This window comes from Moraxella sp. CTOTU46934 (assembly GCF_031979465.1).
Lineage (GTDB): Bacteria > Pseudomonadota > Gammaproteobacteria > Pseudomonadales > Moraxellaceae > Faucicola > Faucicola tetraodonis.
On sequence record NZ_DALZEG010000006.1, the window covers coordinates 62,251 to 80,341 of the forward strand.

Sequence of the window (18,091 nt, forward strand, 5' to 3'; positions counted from 1 at the left end):
TACCGCTAGCGTTGCTTGGCAAACAGCCCAAGCCCAATAATCACCAGCGCAATCCCCACAAAACTTAAGCCTGATGGCATGGGCGTGTGCAGCAGCAACATACCGCCTAACAACGCAAAAATAATTTCACTGCCTTGTGTGGCATCGACGGCGGCCAGTTGTTGAGGCTGTTTGGCAAGACTACGGGCATGTAAAAAAGTGGTCGTACCTAGCACACCTGCCATCAAGGCAACCAAAAAACTAATGGTCATTTGTGAGACACTGGGCGCGGGCGGTTGTACCAGAAAGCCTAATACCAACCACATCGGCAATGACCCTAGCGACATCAGCCAGACTTTATGCAAGGGATTTGATAGCAGTGGGGAAGTTACTTGCGGCACTTTTTGTAGCAATTTGCGCGTTGCCAATTTGCTCATTTCATTAGTAGTAGGATGGGTGGAGTCCCCTTTGGGTTGTCCTGCTTGCCAAATCAATTGATTACCTAAGGGAAAACAAAAACTGGCGATAAAGGCAGGCAGCGCACCAAATAGCAACAAAGCATGCCAATCAGTGCCTTGGCTCGTGCTATGCCTTAATCCTTCACCCACATTGGCAAGTACCACACCGATAAATACAATCACCGAATAGACAATAACTTTTTTTTGAAATGATTGCCCAAAAAAACTCAGTACCACCAAGCTTGCCACCACAGTGAATAAATAGGTCGCGGCAAGCACCCACCCTTGCGCATAATCCGCCGCAAACGCCAGCAGTCCATATGTGCCAAGCCCAATACCGCCCGTCACACACCAAAACTGCCAATGACTGGCAAATAGTTTACATAGCGCTATCAGCTTGGACGGATTGAGTTTGTTTTGCAACAAAATAAAAACCGATAACAACAGCCACATAAAAAAACAGCGAAAACTTGCTGACCAAAACCAATGTCCGCCTTGTACACTCATCAATTGATATAGTACAAACGACGTGCTAAAAAAGGCCGACGCAATCAGCCCCCAAACAATCATTTTTCCCATTGGCTTGATATTTCCCTAAGTTGTGTTCTAACGATTTGACAGTGGCTATTTGGCAGTAGCTATTTGACAGCGGCTATTTGCCTTTGGCATCTGCCCAAATGATTTTATGCAGTTGCAGTTGAAAACGCACCGGCAGCGCGTCGGCAAGTATCCATTCTGCCAAGTCAGTGGCAAGGGTGGGTACATTGGCTTGACGTTCTTCCACATTAAACATCGGAGAAAACCACACCGTTGCGACTTTTTTATCCAGTTGGTAGTCTGCTAGGATTTGTTTTGACCAGTCATAATCGTCGCGATTCATAATGACAAATTTGATTTGGTCATGGGTAGTTAAGTAGGGGAGGTTTTGCCACAGATTTTTATCGGCTTCTTGAGAGCTTGGGGTTTTGATATCCATGACCTTAGAGACTGCCGTTGGCACCTCTGCTACGGACAGCGCGCCCGACGTTTCAAGCGAAATCTCGTAGCCATGCGCCAGTAGCAAGTTCATCAAAGCGATTGCATTGGGCTGGGCTAAAGGTTCGCCGCCTGTCAAACAAATACGCTGGCACGGAAAACTCTGACACACTGCCAAAATCCCTGCCAAACTCATGCGCTCGCCGCCGACAAAGGCATATTCGGTATCACAATACACGCAGCGCAGCGGGCAGCCAGTCAAGCGAATAAAAATCGTCGGTAATCCTGCGGTCAAGGCTTCACCTTGCAGCGAGTAAAAAATCTCAGTGACTTTAAGTCCTGCTTCGGGGTCAGTGGTGGGAATGGCGGTATTGCGGATGGGTAGCGTTGAATTTGGCATAAATGTGATTAACTAATAAAAATTAGCGTTTATTTTATCAAATTTATGCCAATAAATCTTTGTGTTCAGCGGTTAAAGCAATTTCATTTCGGTTAACACGTCCACTGCAGCACGATAGGCTTCTTGCGCCGCTGGCGCACCGCAGTAAGGTAGACTATGCAGTAGCACTTCTTGAATTTCTGCCACGCTTGCGCCGTTATTAATCGCCCCGCGAATATGCCCTTTTAGTTCTGTTGGGGATTTTTGCGCGATTAAAAAGGCAATGGTCACCAGTGAGCGGGTTTTGCGGTCTATTCCTTTGCCGTCACGTTGCCACGTCGAGCCCCACGCGTGTTCATTAATCCAGTCTTGCAGTGGGGCAGTAAATTCGGTGACTTGTGACATGGCGCGCTCCACATGCGCTTCGCCCATGACTTGTTTGCGTACCGCAATGCCGTTGTCATACGGGGTGTTTTGTTGTGACGACATACTGTTTCCTTTAATAAAGGCTATAAAATTTGCTGAAGGCTATAAAAAAAGCAAACCATGGCTGATTTGCTTTAAATAATTTACTGTTATCTTGACGAAAAATCTAGGCCATTCTGAGCAAGTCATTAATGGAGGTTTTAGAGCGGGTTTGCGCGTCTACTTTTTTCACGATTACCGCACAGTAAAGCGAGTGCGAGCCATCTTTGCTTGGCAAACTGCCTGACACGACCACTGACCCTGCAGGAATACGGCCGTAACTGATTTCGCCTGTTTCGCGGTCTAGGATTTTGGTTGATTGACCGATATACACGCCCATCGAAATCACCGAGCCTTCCTCAACAATCACACCTTCAACGATTTCTGAGCGCGCACCGATAAAGCAGTTGTCTTCAATGATGGTTGGGTTGGCTTGTAGCGGCTCAAGGACGCCGCCAATGCCGACACCGCCCGATAGATGCACGTTTTTACCGATTTGGGCGCATGACCCCACCGTGGCCCACGTATCGACCATCGTGCCTTCATCGACATAGGCGCCGATATTGACGTAAGATGGCATCAAGATAGCGCCTTTGGCAATGTATGAGCCTTTACGCGCGACGGCAGGTGGCACCACGCGCACGCCCGCTTTGGCAAATTGTTCATCGCCCCAATCTGAAAATTTGGTTTCGACTTTATCAAAGAACTGCAGGTCACGACCGCCATTCATGATGCGGTTGTCGTTCAGACGAAAGGATAATAATACCGCTTTTTTGACCCATTGGTTGACCATCCATTCACCGTCTTTTTTTTCTGCTACGCGCAAGGTGCCCGCATCGAGCTGAGCGAGCACATCATTGACGGCGGCACGCACATCGTCGGTGGCGTCATTGGGGTTGAAGTTGGCACGGTTTTCAAACGCATCTTCAATAATCTGTTGTAATGACATAATTTTTTCCTACAATCCAAAAAAAGGTAGGTCATTGTCGCTAATTTTATTTTGTTTGGCAAATATTAATACGTCATTTTGGCAAGTTTTCATCAGTAGAGAGCTTTGAGACGTTGTAAAATCACAGCAAGTATTAACAGGCATGTGTTAAATAGCTTAAAAAAGCATGGGTTAAATAGCTGTCATTAAATGAATCAGCGCAGGGCCAAAAAATACCATAAATAACCCTGCCAATACCATCGTCAGGCTGGCAATCACGCCTTCGCTTTCATGGCGCTGACTGGCTCTTGCGGTACCAAAACCATGTGACGCATTACCCAATGCCACGCCGTGGGCAAGATGGAAACGAATTTTTGACCACGCCAGTACCATATCGCCAATCACCATGCCGACCACCCCAGTAATTAAAGTAAATAGCGATACGAGCGCCGCTGAACCATGAATCTGCTGCGCCAAATCAATGGCAAATGGAGTAGAAATTGACCGTGCCATCAAACTGTAGGTGAGGGTGGCATCAAATTTAAACACGCGAGCAAACACCATAATGCTAGCAATACCCACCAACATGCCCACCACAATCGACACCGCAAGCACGGCAGCATAGCGGTAAATCAATTGACGATACTGATAAATCGGTATGGCAAATGCCACGGTTGCAGGGCCCAACAACTCCACAATCCAAGCGGTATCGGCAAAATAGGTTTGGTAAGAAATCCCAAGCACAATCATCAAAATAATCGTTACCGTCGCCACTGTGATGGCAGGATTGAGCCAAAATTTTGGGAAACGGGCATAGACCCGCTTTGCTAAAACATACGCCAAGATAGTCCACAGTAAACAGCCGATAGAGATAATATTCATAGTAAATTACGATTGGTATGATTAATGATTCGTGATATGTTTGATTAGTGATGTGTATGGTGCGTGCGGCGATACAACGCGCGCTTAACACGATTGCCTAGCATAAAAGTGATGGCAGAGCTCAGCATCACCAATGCCGTACTCACGACAATGGTAATCATCAACTGCCAACCTTTAGCAAAAAATAACTGCTGATATTGGGTAATCGACATCATCAGCGGAATAAATAACAGCACCAACTCGCCCAAGATAAACTTCGCGCCGACATTGACCCAGTCGAGTTTAATGACCCCAGTCAATAGTAATCCCAGCATCAAAAACAGCCCCACAATGCCAGATGACATAGGGAGGTTGAATAATTTTTTGAGGATGTCAGCTAAGCCCCATACCACACCAATGAGGGTGATTTGCAGTAAAATTTTGACCAGTGGCTGTTGTAACATACGGTCTATTTTTTTGGGTAACAGTTTATGGGGCACCAGTTTATGGGGTAATAGCTGCTGAAAGGTTGGAAGATTCATAGCGCGTTTCATGGTAAAAAAGTCATCAATAATTAAGGTATCTAGTATAAAAAACCCATTAACAAAAAATATGAATAATATTTTTAAAATTATGCGTAAAATCTATAAAGCTACAAAACTATAAAATTATAAAGCTAAAAAACAAAGCTATAACACTATAAAGCTATTTTGGGCAGTGCAAAAACATGATGACCTTAAAACAACTTCAATGCTTTATCACGGTGGTGAAAACCGGCGGATTTTCTCATGCTGCCGATACCTTGAGTTTGACGCAGCCAACCGTCACCAAAGCCATTTCTAATTTGGAAGATACGCTGGGCGTGGCGCTCTTTGATAAGCAACTGATGAGCCGCAAGCGGGATATTGCGCTGACCGAAATTGGTGCATTGGTATATGAGCAGGCGCAGACGGTGCTGCAACATGTCGGCTACCTTGAGCAGACGGTGACGCAATATCAGCACATGGACCGCGGGCAGCTGCGGCTGGGGTTGTCACCGCTCGGGGGTGAGTTGTTGAGCGATGCGATTTTTGAGTTTTATCAAACCCATCGCCATATTGAGCTGTCGTTGCTAGAAGATGGCGCAGAGTCGTTAAAACAAGCCTTGCTCGATGATACGCTTGATGTGTGTACTTTGATGCAACCGATTGAAGAAGACTTTGATTGTATCCCAGTATGCGATTATCCCATTATGATGGTGGCACACCGGCAGCATATGGGCCATACCATCAAACAAGTGACTTTAAAATCCTTAAAAAATGCGTCGTTGATGTTGTTTGCGTCCCATTCGTCATTTACCTCAATGATTGTCGAAGAATGCCAAAAACTCGGCTTTGAACCCGATATCGTTTGCCACACCAACCAATGGCAACTACTGACGACATTGTTGAAAAAAAACATGGGGGTGACGCTACTGCCCAAATATTACACTGATAAACTCGATGACAAACAGCTGGTTTGCCTGCCGCTCGTCCAGCCCAATTTGACTTGGCAAATGGTGATGGCATGGCGAAAACACCGACCACTGACCCCAGCGATGCAAGCTTGGTTAAACGTAGTACAGCGCCAAGCTAATAATAAAATTTAATGGGAAAGTTTAATCAACAGGCTATAAATATTTGATAAATTTTCTTATAGCACCGTATTACGGCTTTGTGTTATAGCCTTGTATTATAGACCCGTGTATTAATGTTTTTTGATATATGGAATTTACCAAATGGCGTTAGACAGCGCAAAATCACTACCGTAAAATCATTCAACAATATCTAACAAAAAAGGGAATACTTATGCTACAACAACCTAATGATCACTACACCGCACCCGCCAACCTTGGCACAGCGGTATATGCCAACAATGCCGATGCTATTGGTAACACGCCGCTGGTACGTCTTAATCATATCATGCCACAGGGGGTGACCGTGCTTGCCAAAATCGAAAGCCGTAACCCAGCGTTTTCGGTCAAATGCCGAATCGGTGCGGGCATGGTGCAAGCCGCCGAGCAAGCAGGGTTATTAAAGCCAGGTATGCAAATCATCGAGCCGACCAGCGGTAACACGGGGATTGCGCTGGCGTTTGTGGCAGCAGCCAAAGGGTATAAAATCACGCTGACCATGCCAGCCTCGATGAGTATGGAGCGCCGTAAAGTGCTGGCCGCCTTGGGCGCACACTTGGTGCTCACTGAGCCTTCGCTAGGTATGAAAGGCGCGGTGGAAGCTGCGCAAGAAATCCATGATAACCATCCTGGCGAATACTTTTTGCCGCAACAGTTTGATAACCCTGCCAACCCAGACACCCATGTCAAAACCACCGCACCTGAGATTTTTAATGCCACAGCGGGTAAGGTCGATGCGCTAGTGGCAGGCGTGGGTACAGGCGGGACGATTTCAGGTATCGCCCGTTATTTTAAACAAATCAAACATCAGCCGCTTTATACCGTCGCGGTTGAGCCTGCGGAATCACCGATTATTACCCAGACGCGTGAAGGCAAGCCCATCACCCCAGGCCCCCATAAAATCCAAGGGATTGGCGCCAACTTTATCCCAAAAAATCTTGCGCTTGATTTGCTTGATGAAGTCATCACAGTAACTGGCGATGATGCGATTGCATGGGCAAGAAGGGCGATGACCCAAGAAGGTATTTTATGTGGTATCTCTTGCGGTGCAGCGCTGCAGGCGACGTATCAACTAGCAAGCCGCCCTGAGATGCAAGGCAAAACCATTGTGGTTATTTTGCCAGACAGTGGTGAGCGTTATTTAACCAGTGTGCTATTTGATGGTATCTTCACTGGCGAAAACTTTAATTAACAAACCTTTATGAACGATAAAAAAGGGCGTTAGTTCGCCCTTTTTTACTTTATTTTTAATTTAAAATCGCTATAAAAATCATTGGTTGAATATCCCAAATATTGTCATCAACCCATGAACCATAACCCACAATAAATAACCTAAGCGAATTTACTAATCATTGCCACTCATTTTTTTCAAGTCGTTTTTATTACCGACTTATTTTTATAGCCAAGCCATTTTTAAGCGTTTTTGCTGACGTAATAAACGCGTCCCTAACAGCAGTGACGCCAATCCCAGCGCTGCAACCAGCGCGATCCAAAATCCTTTAGCCCCCATATCGGTATGGCGCACCAAATAAGTACCCAGCGGAATCGCCACCACCCAATAGCAAAACAAGGTGATAAACATCGGCACTGTGGTATCTTGCATACCGCGCAAAATCCCCGCAAAATTGACCTGCCAAGCATCAAACAACTGATACACGGTGGCAAACCATAACAACAGCGCGGCTTGCTGAATCACTTGGGGATTTTCACTAAAGAAAGTTGGCAGCGTTTGCCGAAAAATGGCAGTTAACAACATGCTAATCACCGCAAATGACGTGGCTACGGCAATGCCGATGAGCTTAATACGTTTAAGCTCTCGGTAATCTTTGGCGCCATAGCGGTTTGACACCATGATGGTGAGCGCCATCGCCACTGAAAACGGAAACATAAATAACTGCGATGAAATCGTCAACGCTACCTGATGGCTTGCCACCGCGATTTCACCCAGTGGGCTGATGATAATGGAAGCTAGACTAAACGCGCTCACTTCAAAAAAAATCGACATGCCAATGGGAATACCAATCGATAATTGCTGACGCAACTGAGCAAAATCCATACCGGCAAAATTGGCAAAAAACCGTTGATTGGCAAAATCTGACTGGGGGCTTAAAGTCAAATAGCTTACCAGCATCAATAAATTTATCCATAACGCAATCCCAGAGGCAAAACCACAGCCCGCACCGCCCATGGCAGGAATCAGCGCAGTTTCACCGAGGGTAACGCCATGAATAAACGCATAGCTGAGCGGCACATTTAAAATCAAACCAATGAGGCTAATCACCATGACCACGGTGGGATGTTTTAAGCTTTCGGTGTAGCAGCGCAGCGAGGTATATAGACAGACCGCAGGAAACCCAAAAGAGATACCAAACAAGAATTTTTGGGCGATATGCTGAATATCCTTCGGTACCTTCATCCAATCAAACAAATAATGCAGCTGATTGACCGCCACAAACCCTATAATACCGATGATAAGCGCCAGCCAAAGCGATTGTTGGGTGATAAACGGCACTTTTTGCAGTTGCTGCTGACCAATCGCTTCCCCAATCAATGGCGTGGTGGCAAGCAAAATACCAACCGCCAGCAAAAACGTGGGCATCCAAATACCTGCGCCGATTGCCACGCCCGATAAATCTAGCGCGGAGACTTGCCCAGCGAGTAAGGTATCGACCAAGGCGAGTCCTGACTGGCAAATCTGGGTGATTAAAATAGGTAAGGTCAAGACAAATAATTGTTTTAAGTCTTGACGAGCAATAGCTGACAGCATGTAATGACCAAATATTCGTTGAAAATTCAATAAAGGCGGCAGTTTAACAGATTTTTCGGCATGATTTTTTATTGTTTAATTTATTGTTTAACAGGCCAACAAACTAAAGGTCAAAAAAAATTAGCGTTTGATTGTGGTGATATAAACAAACAAGCCTTTATCAAATATTGCCACAATTTGATAAAGGCTTTGTTCAACAGTAGCTTTTAAAGCGCTTTAATCATGGCTTGATAGCCTGTCAGTTTATTGGTCGCATCAAAGGTTTGTACCACAAACGCGTAATTGGCTTTGGTGGCATCCACAAACGGTGTAAAAGTAGTGCCGTAGGTTAATTGATTAGTACGTACAAAACCCATACCGCGGTCAGTGGCTTTATCCAAGTTGATTTGGGTGACAAGGGTGCGAGCGGTGTTGGCAGGCGCAGTCCAATTGAGGTTTAGGGTACTACCTGTCCCCGTGAGATTAACGCCTAAATTGCCGACACTAGCAGTAAGTGGCAATACTTTAAAATCGCCATCGCCGCCTAAGGTATAGTTGACATCACAGCCGTCTTTATTGTCAGATAATTCTCTGCCAAAATCGACACCCACCTGATAACTATATTGACCATCCCAATAATCGCGCTTGCTATCATAATCGCCATTAAATGGCATGCCCGCCACAGAGGTTTTTAATTCGTCAAACTGTAAAAATTTAAGAACCGTATGATCAAATTTTGCTGCTGGGTCGAGTGTGCCAGACAGCACACCACCCATCTTTTGGTCAGTTTTAATAGAAATTTTTTCTGTGGTTAAGGTGTTTGGGTCTTGGCAAGTTTTTTGTTGATAGCTCATTTGACCATATACCGAGGCGGCATAATTATTGCCAATATCAAAATACACCACACCCAGGTCGCTATCATTGGGCTCGTTGTCGTTGTCTTCTACAAAATAGCCAACATACAATCCCCCTTTACCGCCTTCTGGGGTGATTTTGTCCAAAAAATTATCTAAGCTATCTTCAGGCAAAAAGATACTTTGTAAAATTTCTGCCATGCTTTTTTCTTTATTGGTTAATTTATCCTCGACTTTTTTGTAGGCGGCGCGCACATCCGTTGCAATGTTTTTATAACTATCATTGGCATCGTTTAGGGCATTGTCGACAGTCTCACTACCTGAGCCACCACACGCAGATAGGGCAATGGTGAGCGCAGTTAGCATGCCTATTTTATAAGACGCTTTTTTACAAGGTGCTTTTTTATAAGGCACTTGGGTATATGACATGATGACAATCCTTCCTTGATAATAGATGAAATAGCAATAACAAATAGCGATAAATTATTAAATAAAATCAAAATAAAAGTTTGGGCTATGCTACCATTGTTATTTTTTAAAGTATAGCCAAATAGTAGCGATTATCATCAAAAAACTATTGGCTATAGCGTGTTAAATTATCAATCAAATGAATTAGTTACTGATTAATGCCAAATCCAAACCTTATCCCTTTATCGCTTTATATCCATATTCCTTGGTGTGTTAAAAAATGCCCGTATTGTGATTTTAATTCACATGAAAGCCGTACACCGATTGATTTTGTAGGCTATGTCGATGCTTTATTAGACGATTTAAAAACCCAGCTAAGCTTTGTACAAGGGCGCAAGATTTCCACCATTTTTATTGGGGGCGGCACGCCATCGCTACTGCCGATTGCGCAATATCAGCAGCTTTTTGCCGGTATCAATGCTCAGTTAACACTGACGCACGACTGTGAAATCACCATGGAAGCCAATCCTGCCACTGTGGAGCATGCGCCATTTCATGAGTATTTAGCGGTCGGTATCAATCGGTTGTCGCTCGGTGTGCAAAGTTTTCAAACCCAAAAACTTGCCGCCTTGGGGCGGATTCATAACCCGCAGCAAGCGCTTTTAGCTATTGCCAATGCCCAGCAAGCAGGGTTTAAAAAGTTAAATGTCGACTTAATGCATGGCTTGCCCAACCAAACACTGACAAACGCCCTGAGCGATTTGCAGCAAGCGATTGATTTGGGCATTTCGCATATTTCGTGGTATCAGCTCACCATTGAGCCTAATACCGTGTTTTATCGCAATACGCCGATTTTGCCCGATGACGAGATATTGGTGGACATTTTTGAGCAAGGCGCTCAGCTTTTGAAAGCCAATGGGTTTGTGCAATATGAAGTGTCCGCATGGTCAAGGCAGGCGGATTTTCAGCCCAGTCAGCATAATCTCAATTATTGGCAGTTTGGTGATTATTTGGCGATTGGGGCAGGCGCGCATGGTAAAGTCACGCAGCCTGATGGCATTTACCGGTTTAGCAAATCCCGTTTGCCAAAAGATTATAGGATTAATCAGTCGGCGGTAGGTTGGCAAGCCATCGAGCCGTCTGATTTACCGTTTGAATTTATGATGAATGGGCTGCGGCTAAAAAATGGCGTGCCCAAACAGTTTTGGACACAGAGAACAGGCTTGGCATGGTCAGTCATTGAGCCTCAATTGATAAAACTACATAATCGTGGTTTGGTTGAGTTAAGCGGTGATCATATCCACTGCACCGCGCAAGGATTTTTATTTTTAAACCAAGTGCTGCAAGAATTTTTACCCGATGATTAACGCTTTGACGGTGCATTTGATTGAATTTATGCGCCGCAGCCTTATTTAAGCGTCAATCAATTAAAAAAGAGAGTGATATGTTTACCGATACCCATGCGCATCTAAACCGTTTGGACTTAGAAAAATATCAAGGTGATATCCGTCAAGCCTTACAAGCCGCCAAGGATGCCAATGTGCAGCGGATTATGGCGATTATGTGTGAGCTGGATGAATACGATACTATTTATGAGACTATCAATACGAAAATTGACGGGCTAACGTTGGGGATGAGTGTGGGCGTGCATCCCTGCGAAGACATTGCGATGCTAAAGAGTGCAACGGTTGAGACACTCGTTGAAATGGCAAATCAGCCGCATGTTTGGGCGATTGGTGAGACGGGGCTAGATTATTATTGGTCAACAGAAAATAGCATAGAACAAAAAGCAAGCTTTGCCCGCCATATCCATGCCAGCCAGCACCTGAAAAAACCCATTATCGTCCATACCCGTGAGGCGAAACACGATACATTGGATTTATTAAAAGCAGAAAAAGCCGAGCATGGCATTATTCATTGCTTTACGGAAGATTATGAGACCGCCAAAAAAGCCTTAGACTTGGGTTTTTATATTTCTTTATCAGGGATTGTGACCTTTAAAAACGCCACTGAATTACAAGCAGTGGCGAAAAAACTGCCTAAAGATCGCATTTTGATTGAAACTGACAGCCCATATCTCGCGCCAGTGCCCAAACGCGGTAAATCTAACGAGCCTGCTTTTGTACCCTATGTGGCGGATTTTCTCGCCAAGCATTATGGCATGCCAGTGGATGAGTTCGCTCACTTAACTCATCAAAATTTTGACGCATTATTACATCAGTACGCTTAAATATAGTTAACGAAATCTTTATAATTTATTAAGTAAGTAATAAAATTTATGTGATAAAACATTTGGCAATGACTCATCAGTCATGTATTATACGTAACAACCTTGCTCCTATGTTACTAAGCGAGATTAGTAAGCTAGGTTACTATGCGAGGTTAGTAAGCTAGGTTATTATGCAAGCATTTTTTTATCATTTAACAGTTGTGCGTAGATGGGTTGATGTAACGGGTCTCGTCAACAATAGGGGCTACTAGAACAGACTGATGGAGTAATCAATGAGTCGTCAACAACAATTCAAAAATCGTGAAGAAGTCATATTGGCAGTTGCCGAGCAGTTGCTATTAGAGTCTGGGGAAGGTGATATCACCCTAGATAGTTTAGCCGAGCAGCTAGACTTAGCCAAAGGTACGCTATACAAGCACTTTACCAGCAAAGATGAATTGTTTTTACGCATCATTATCCGTCATGAGCAACAACTACTTGCGCTAAGCGAAGTCGGCGATTCTCCTGCCGCAGGTGTGGCACGTCTTACGCTGTTTCAATTGATCAATCCGCAAAAAGCCATATTACTCAACCAAATCGAAGAGCGCTTAGCTAATTCTGCCGTAGGGCTTAATAAGCTTTTTTCGCAGTTGTATGAAATTCGCCGTGAACGCATGAAGCGATTAATCAATACCACGGCTGAATACCTGCAATCGCTACACAGTACCATGAGTACCCGAGACTATCTGTCAACCATTTGGGCGATGGGTCAAGGCGGTGCAGGACTGCTGAATTCTAGTTTCTACCAACGTTATCTTGGTCGCCGCGATACTTTACGTTTTGCCTTGGTTCAGCATATTTTAGACATTCCCAAGCAATACCCTGCTGCGCTACAATCAGTCGATGCGACTACTGGGGCAAACCTGCCCAGCGCTGCTACTCATACGGCAAATTTGCAGACTGAATCAAACTTGACGCCGCGCAATGTCAAATAATAAATGTCAAATAGTAAATGTCAAAGAATACTAGTTAACTATCATCACCCCCGGTTAAGCTTTATAAACTATCCCTGTTTTGTCTGAGTGCATGACGATGCGATTGCTATTTGGTCGGTCTTGTAAAACTTTCACGCCCGCACCCAGTGCGATGGGTGGGCAACAAGGTTTTACCTTAATCGAAATCATGGTGGTCATCGTCATTTTATCTGTTTTTGCTGGGATGATGAGCCTATCGGTTGGCGGTAGTGAAAATCGTAGAAACACGGCGTTTTATGAGCGTCTGACCAGTAATCTTAATTATGTACGCTTGTTATCAACAGAACGCATGCAGCCTTATGGGTTGGCAATCAAACTGCCGCAAAATGACGCGCCCAATCAGCTGGTGGTGGTTAAATTAGAAAACGCCTTTACCTATTCTCAAAGTGCTGTTCGCAATGCCAATGCCGCAACAACCTCACAACCTACGCCACCACAATGGGTGATAGAAAAACAAATCCCACCGCTGGATGTGCCAAACAACCTTGACGTCAAAATCCGCCCACTGGATAATCCATTTAACACCACCGCTGCCCAAAGTACCCAACCTGCCGCCAACTGGTTGAGCGGCAGCGAAGCACCGCCTGTGGTGTGGTTTGGGACAGGTGAGGCGACACCCGTGCAAATCAGCATCCAAAAAACCAATGCCGACAAACAAACTTTTGTGGTTGGCAATCCCATCATCGTCAACCAAGCTGGGGCAATCGAGGTGGCAAAATGACTGTGGCTACCTCAAATAGACTGGCTACAAGACAGCATCAGCAAGGATTTACGTTACTTGAAGTCATGGTGGCGTTAGCGATTTTGGCGGTGGTTGCGATATCAGCCAGCCAAGCCAGTCGCAGTTATGTGCAATCTGTGGATAACATGAAAACACGAACCTTTGGCTATTATGTGGCGCAAAACACGCTGGCAGAATTACGCGTACAAAAAACTTGGCTCACCGCGTCCGATACGCGGCAAATCACCTCGCAAGGTCGTCAATGGCAAGTGGTTATCTCACCGCAAACCACACAAACCAGTCAAGGCTTTGTCCAACCCATTCATATTCGCGTGGCACCTATTGTCGATGGCAGCGCAAAAAAAGACGTGGTGGATATTGATGCAGTACTGGTAAAGGATATGGGGACAACGCCGTGACCCCTTTTTTTATTTATTCCTCTGCTGCAATAGCACCGCATAAAACATCCCAGCAAGGCTTTACCTTAATCGAACTGATGATTGCATTGGTGATTTTTGCGATGCTGGCATTGGCGGGATGGCAGATTATGGATAGTCTGACCAAAAGTCGCGAGCGCGGCTACCAACATCAAAAATCATTATCACAACTCGATTATGCTTATTTACAGCTGTCACAAGATTTGGCACAAACCAGCAATTATGTGGCGGTGCCAATCCTGTCAGCGACTGCCTATGCCAATGCTAATAATACGGCATCGGTCAATAGTGCCGCTATGACGCCAACCTTTGTATTAAATGCGTCACAAATAAGTTTTATCCGTTTTGCCGCGCCCGATCCGCGTTATCAGCCGTCACCTATGCTAGCAAAAATACAATATTCGGTCGCAGGGAAAACGCTGACAAAACGGCGTTTTTACCAGTTAGACGACAACAACGAAACCCCTGCAACCAGTGTGTTATTGACAGGTATCAAGGATGCCAGCTGGCGAGCATTGACGCCTGACGCGGTGAGTGTGTTTCCAGATGAAGCCACGCTGCAAAAGGTACAGCAAATACAAGCGCAAAAAAAGACCAATCAAACAGCCAATGCTTCAACCAATCCGATTCCCAACCCGACTGATAACGTAACAGATCAAAATGGCAATTTGCAAAACAGGATAGATTTGACGCCTTATCAGCAGTTACCACGCGGCATCGAGCTTAATTTTAGTTATCAAGGCGAGCCGATTACTTGGCGATTTGCGTTACCAAACACACCGCCAAACGCACCGAACCCATAATTCAATCAAATTTTAGCAAATACACCATGCCAACAAACCGCACTCCGTCTAAAATTTTTGCAAATATTGCCATAGCAAACCCGCCATATCGGCATGGGCAACAAGGGATGGCACTCCTGACTATTTTGTTGTTGGTGGTGGCGATTACCATCGTGGCAGGCAGTATGCTTGCCAATCAAAAAGTGATGATTCGAGAGTTTGAGCTGACCAAAGGTCAAGGGCAGCTTAAAGAATATGCCTTGGCAGGGGAAGCTATGGCGACCAATTTGATCGCGCAAGACAGCCAAGTCAACCAAGTCGATAGTTTAGCAGACGCTTGGGCAAAACCCATAGCTGAGCAAACCATCAATCAAGCCAGAGTCAATATTAAAATCGATGATGACGCCAGCCGTTTTAATGTGAACAACCTGTATCACGATGGCAAAGTGGATGATACGGCACTGGCTTTTTTTCAAGCGCTGTTACAAGCCAATGGCTTATCGCCCAACATTGCGATGGCGGTGCTCGATTGGCAAGATCCAGACAGTGACACCCGTGCCGATGGTGGCGCAGAAGCAGCGTATTATCAAAGTACGGGCAAAAAAATGGCGATGGGTATCGCTAATCAGCCTTTTATCTCAATCAATGAATTGCAATATGTGCGCGGTATGGATAGCGAGGGATTGCAAAAATTAGCGCCTTATCTGACCGCAGTGCCATACTATCTGCCCATGAATATCAACACGGTAAAGCCCGAACTATTAAGCATACTGGTGAATTTACCTACCGAAGCCAATGGCAATCATCCGCAAGGCTCAAACCGTTCGGACAGTGATGGCAACTCACAATCTGGGCAAGACACTAGCGCAGCTTCAAATGTGGCGGCTACCCACCAAATCGACGATACCGCAATCATCAATTGGGCGAATGCCCGAGAAAATAACCTGCCGGTGCAAAACTTGAGTCAATTATGGGCCGTGCCAAGTTTTGCCCAGATTGACGAGCGTAACCAAGCACGCATCGCCAAGCTGTTATCCATCCAAAGCCAAAGTTTTCACGTCGTTGTCAGTGTCAAAAGTGACGACAAGCAGCTTTTTTTGCATAGTCAAATTGCTAAGATTTTACCCAAAGCTGACAATGACCCAGCAGCTGCTTCTGGTGTGTCAGCGACAACCATCCCAGCACCAGTCAATACGCAAAATGGCACGCAAAATAACACGTCGCCGCAACTTATCACTTACAACCGCCAATTTTTACCCTTTGCCCAATAACGCAGCAGCGCAATAAATTGGCTTCAAAATTCTCAGTTATTTTGTGTTTATTTTAATCAGTTATTTGTTGCTGGCGTATTCTAGGGTAAAATAAGGGGTTTTTGTTGGGCGTTGTTGAATGACAATGGGGCAGAAAACGGGCACAAAAGCGTTGTTAACACAACGGATACAGATGCAACCTAGATGTAACCTAGACGCATAAATTGGATGAATAAATTGGGTGAATATAGATGAATGTAATCGAGCGCTATTTTGGCATAGATGGCCGCAATACAACGATAAAAACTGAAATTCTGGCAGGTCTGACAACCTTTTTGACCATGGCTTATATTATTTTTGTCAATCCCGACATGCTGGCAAAAGCCGGGATGGATAAAGGGGCCGTATTTGTGGCGACGTGTCTAGCCTCAGCGCTGGGCTGTTTTTTGATGGGATTGATTGCGCGTTTGCCCGTGGCATTGGCACCTGGCATGGGTTTGAATGCGTTTTTTACTTTTACCGTCGTCTTGGGGATGGGTAAAAGCTGGCAAGTGGCGTTGGGGGCGGTATTTATTTCAGGCTTGCTCTTTGTGTTGATTAGTGCCTTTAAACTGCGTGAATGGATTATCAACGCGATTCCCTATACCCTTAAACAAGGTATCGTGGCAGGGATTGGGGCATTTTTAGCGTTTATTGCGCTTAAAAGCTCGGGCATCATCGTGGCGAGTCCCGCCACGTTTGTGACGATGGGCAAACTCACTGATTTTGGTCCTGCGATGGCGATTTTAAGTTTTTTTCTGATTGTCGTATTTGTGCAGCGTAAAGTCCCTGCGGCAGTGATGTTGTCAATTTTAATTGTGACGGTGATTAGCTTGTTGGCAGGGGAAGCCCATTACTCAGGGATTGTGTCAATGCCGCCATCGATTGCACCGACGTTTATGCAGTTAGATATTGCAGGCGCGCTTGATGTGACTATGGTTAGCGTGATTTTTGCCTTTTTATTTGTGGTGTTATTTGATACATCAGGCACATTAATCGGTGTAACCAAAAAAGCTGGGTTAATGTCTACCGACGGTCAAATCCCGAATCTAGGTAAAGCTTTGTTTGCTGACTCAACGGCGGCTGTGGCAGGGTCATTGCTAGGGACTTCATCGGTAACGAGTTATGTAGAGAGCACAGCTGGGGTGGCAGCAGGTGGACGCACCGGTTTGACCGCGATTGTAGTGGGTGTGTTATTTTTATTGGCGTTATTTTTTGCGCCATTGGCTGGGATGATTCCTGCGTATGCGACGGCAGGGGCGATTTTTTATGTCGCGGTATTGATGTTATTTACGCTGCGTGAGATTGATTGGGATGACTTGACCGAAGCATCACCTGTCGCGGTAGTGCTGCTATTGACGCCGCTTACTTTCTCAATCGCGGATGGGATTGCGTTAGGTTTTATCACCTATACCATTGCCAAATTGGTGAGTGGACGTTATAAAGAAGTTAGCCCTGCGGTTTGGGTGTTAACGGTGATTTTGTTGGCAAAATTGATTTTTTTAAGTTAATCAATGGCTGAGCAAAAAAAACCATCTAGCCGAATTGGGTTAGATGGTTTTTTTATTAAATTTTGGTCCAGAGTACCGCTGTCTATGTGAACCCATGAACTGTAACGTTCAGGGTGGGTATGGCAACCACTCTTAAGGCTTCCTGAATCATCGCAGCGTAGCTGGATGCAGGCTTGCACAACAAGTGAAAAGAACGCATACCCTTATATAAATTATCAGCTCAGGTAAAACCATAAACTGGCGAATACCCCAGATGCATGTATTGTAGCAGATTACCTAAGATGATGCAAAAGCTCGCGCATTAATTCAATGATTGATTAAATTAATCACACTTGACGGTCAAAATACCATTCAAACCCTCAACACACATCACAAGGTTTTTTGTTGTCATCATATTGCTTAGC

General features: G+C 45.1%; 18 protein-coding genes and 1 other RNA gene. 10 read left to right on the top strand and 9 right to left on the bottom strand.

The annotated features are described in order from the left end of the window. Positions 1–5: 5 nt before the first annotated feature. The 6 genes from RTN07_RS06475 to RTN07_RS06500 all read right to left on the bottom strand — a co-directional run bounded on the left by RTN07_RS06475 (position 6) and on the right by RTN07_RS06500 (position 4,587). Positions 6–1,016 (bottom strand): multidrug resistance efflux transporter family protein, encoded by a 1,011-nt coding sequence (locus RTN07_RS06475; protein WP_312176708.1) that lies wholly within the window; start codon positions 1,014–1,016, stop codon positions 6–8. Between the two features lie 73 nt (positions 1,017–1,089). Continuing rightward, positions 1,090–1,812: a 7-carboxy-7-deazaguanine synthase QueE gene (gene queE / locus RTN07_RS06480; RefSeq protein WP_095356002.1), complete on the bottom strand. Its 723-nt coding sequence runs from the start codon at positions 1,810–1,812 to the stop codon at positions 1,090–1,092. Positions 1,813–1,884: 72 nt separating this feature from the next. Beyond that, positions 1,885–2,280 (bottom strand): carboxymuconolactone decarboxylase family protein, encoded by a 396-nt coding sequence (locus tag RTN07_RS06485; protein ID WP_312176712.1) that lies wholly within the window; start codon positions 2,278–2,280, stop codon positions 1,885–1,887. Between the two features lie 103 nt (positions 2,281–2,383). After that, complete coding sequence (gene dapD / locus RTN07_RS06490) at positions 2,384–3,205, bottom strand: 2,3,4,5-tetrahydropyridine-2,6-dicarboxylate N-succinyltransferase (RefSeq protein ID WP_312176715.1); 822 nt, start codon at positions 3,203–3,205, stop codon at positions 2,384–2,386. Positions 3,206–3,376: 171 nt separating this feature from the next. After that, complete coding sequence (locus RTN07_RS06495; protein ID WP_007115736.1) at positions 3,377–4,066, bottom strand: LrgB family protein; 690 nt, start codon at positions 4,064–4,066, stop codon at positions 3,377–3,379. Between the two features lie 44 nt (positions 4,067–4,110). Next, the gene (locus RTN07_RS06500; RefSeq protein ID WP_312176717.1) at positions 4,111–4,587 is read right to left on the bottom strand and encodes a CidA/LrgA family protein; all 477 of its coding nucleotides are present in this window, start codon (positions 4,585–4,587) and stop codon (positions 4,111–4,113) included. A 185-nt stretch (positions 4,588–4,772) separates the two neighbouring features. Here RTN07_RS06500 and RTN07_RS06505 point away from each other — a divergent pair, with 185 nt between their 5' ends. Beyond that, entirely contained in the window at positions 4,773–5,672 is a 900-nt protein-coding gene (locus tag RTN07_RS06505; RefSeq protein WP_312176719.1) for a LysR family transcriptional regulator, read from the top strand. Between the two features lie 199 nt (positions 5,673–5,871). Then, on the top strand, positions 5,872–6,888 hold the full coding sequence (cysK, locus tag RTN07_RS06510; RefSeq protein WP_312176721.1) for a cysteine synthase A: 1,017 nt from the start codon (positions 5,872–5,874) through the stop codon (positions 6,886–6,888). Between the two features lie 204 nt (positions 6,889–7,092). Here the strand turns inward: cysK and RTN07_RS06515 are convergent, their stop codons facing one another. Further along, the gene (locus RTN07_RS06515) at positions 7,093–8,463 is read right to left on the bottom strand and encodes an MATE family efflux transporter (protein ID WP_312176724.1); all 1,371 of its coding nucleotides are present in this window, start codon (positions 8,461–8,463) and stop codon (positions 7,093–7,095) included. A 206-nt stretch (positions 8,464–8,669) separates the two neighbouring features. Continuing rightward, positions 8,670–9,725 (bottom strand): hypothetical protein, encoded by a 1,056-nt coding sequence (locus RTN07_RS06520; protein ID WP_312176727.1) that lies wholly within the window; start codon positions 9,723–9,725, stop codon positions 8,670–8,672. Positions 9,726–9,922: 197 nt separating this feature from the next. On the opposite strand from RTN07_RS06520, the gene hemW reads away from it, so the two are divergent. The 8 genes from hemW to RTN07_RS06560 all read left to right on the top strand — a co-directional run bounded on the left by hemW (position 9,923) and on the right by RTN07_RS06560 (position 17,687). Further along, positions 9,923–11,071 carry a radical SAM family heme chaperone HemW gene (gene hemW / locus RTN07_RS06525; RefSeq protein WP_312176729.1) on the top strand — a complete coding sequence of 383 codons (1,149 nt, stop codon included), beginning with the start codon at positions 9,923–9,925 and terminating at the stop codon, positions 11,069–11,071. 77 nt (positions 11,072–11,148) lie between these two features. After that, a complete protein-coding gene (locus RTN07_RS06530; RefSeq protein WP_312176731.1) occupies positions 11,149–11,934 on the top strand; it encodes a TatD family hydrolase in 786 nt (261 codons plus the stop codon). A gap of 272 nt (positions 11,935–12,206) precedes the next feature. Further along, positions 12,207–12,908: a TetR/AcrR family transcriptional regulator gene (locus RTN07_RS06535; protein WP_312176733.1), complete on the top strand. Its 702-nt coding sequence runs from the start codon at positions 12,207–12,209 to the stop codon at positions 12,906–12,908. A 97-nt stretch (positions 12,909–13,005) separates the two neighbouring features. Next, positions 13,006–13,668: a type II secretion system protein gene (locus RTN07_RS06540; RefSeq protein ID WP_312176736.1), complete on the top strand. Its 663-nt coding sequence runs from the start codon at positions 13,006–13,008 to the stop codon at positions 13,666–13,668. Continuing rightward, positions 13,665–14,087, top strand: coding sequence for a type II secretion system minor pseudopilin GspI (gene gspI, locus RTN07_RS06545; protein ID WP_312176739.1), 423 nt, complete (start codon positions 13,665–13,667; stop codon positions 14,085–14,087). The genes RTN07_RS06540 and gspI overlap by 4 nt, the downstream gene beginning before the upstream one ends. Next, positions 14,084–14,908: a PulJ/GspJ family protein gene (locus tag RTN07_RS06550; protein ID WP_312176742.1), complete on the top strand. Its 825-nt coding sequence runs from the start codon at positions 14,084–14,086 to the stop codon at positions 14,906–14,908. Before gspI ends, RTN07_RS06550 begins: the two co-directional genes overlap by 4 nt. A 26-nt stretch (positions 14,909–14,934) precedes the next feature. Beyond that, entirely contained in the window at positions 14,935–16,158 is a 1,224-nt protein-coding gene (gene gspK / locus RTN07_RS06555; protein ID WP_312176745.1) for a type II secretion system minor pseudopilin GspK, read from the top strand. A 230-nt stretch (positions 16,159–16,388) separates the two neighbouring features. Next, entirely contained in the window at positions 16,389–17,687 is a 1,299-nt protein-coding gene (locus RTN07_RS06560) for an NCS2 family permease (protein WP_312176747.1), read from the top strand. A 60-nt stretch (positions 17,688–17,747) separates the two neighbouring features. Here the strand turns inward: RTN07_RS06560 and ssrS are convergent. After that, positions 17,748–17,946: non-coding RNA, 6S RNA (gene ssrS / locus RTN07_RS06565), on the bottom strand. Positions 17,947–18,091 lie beyond the last annotated feature (145 nt).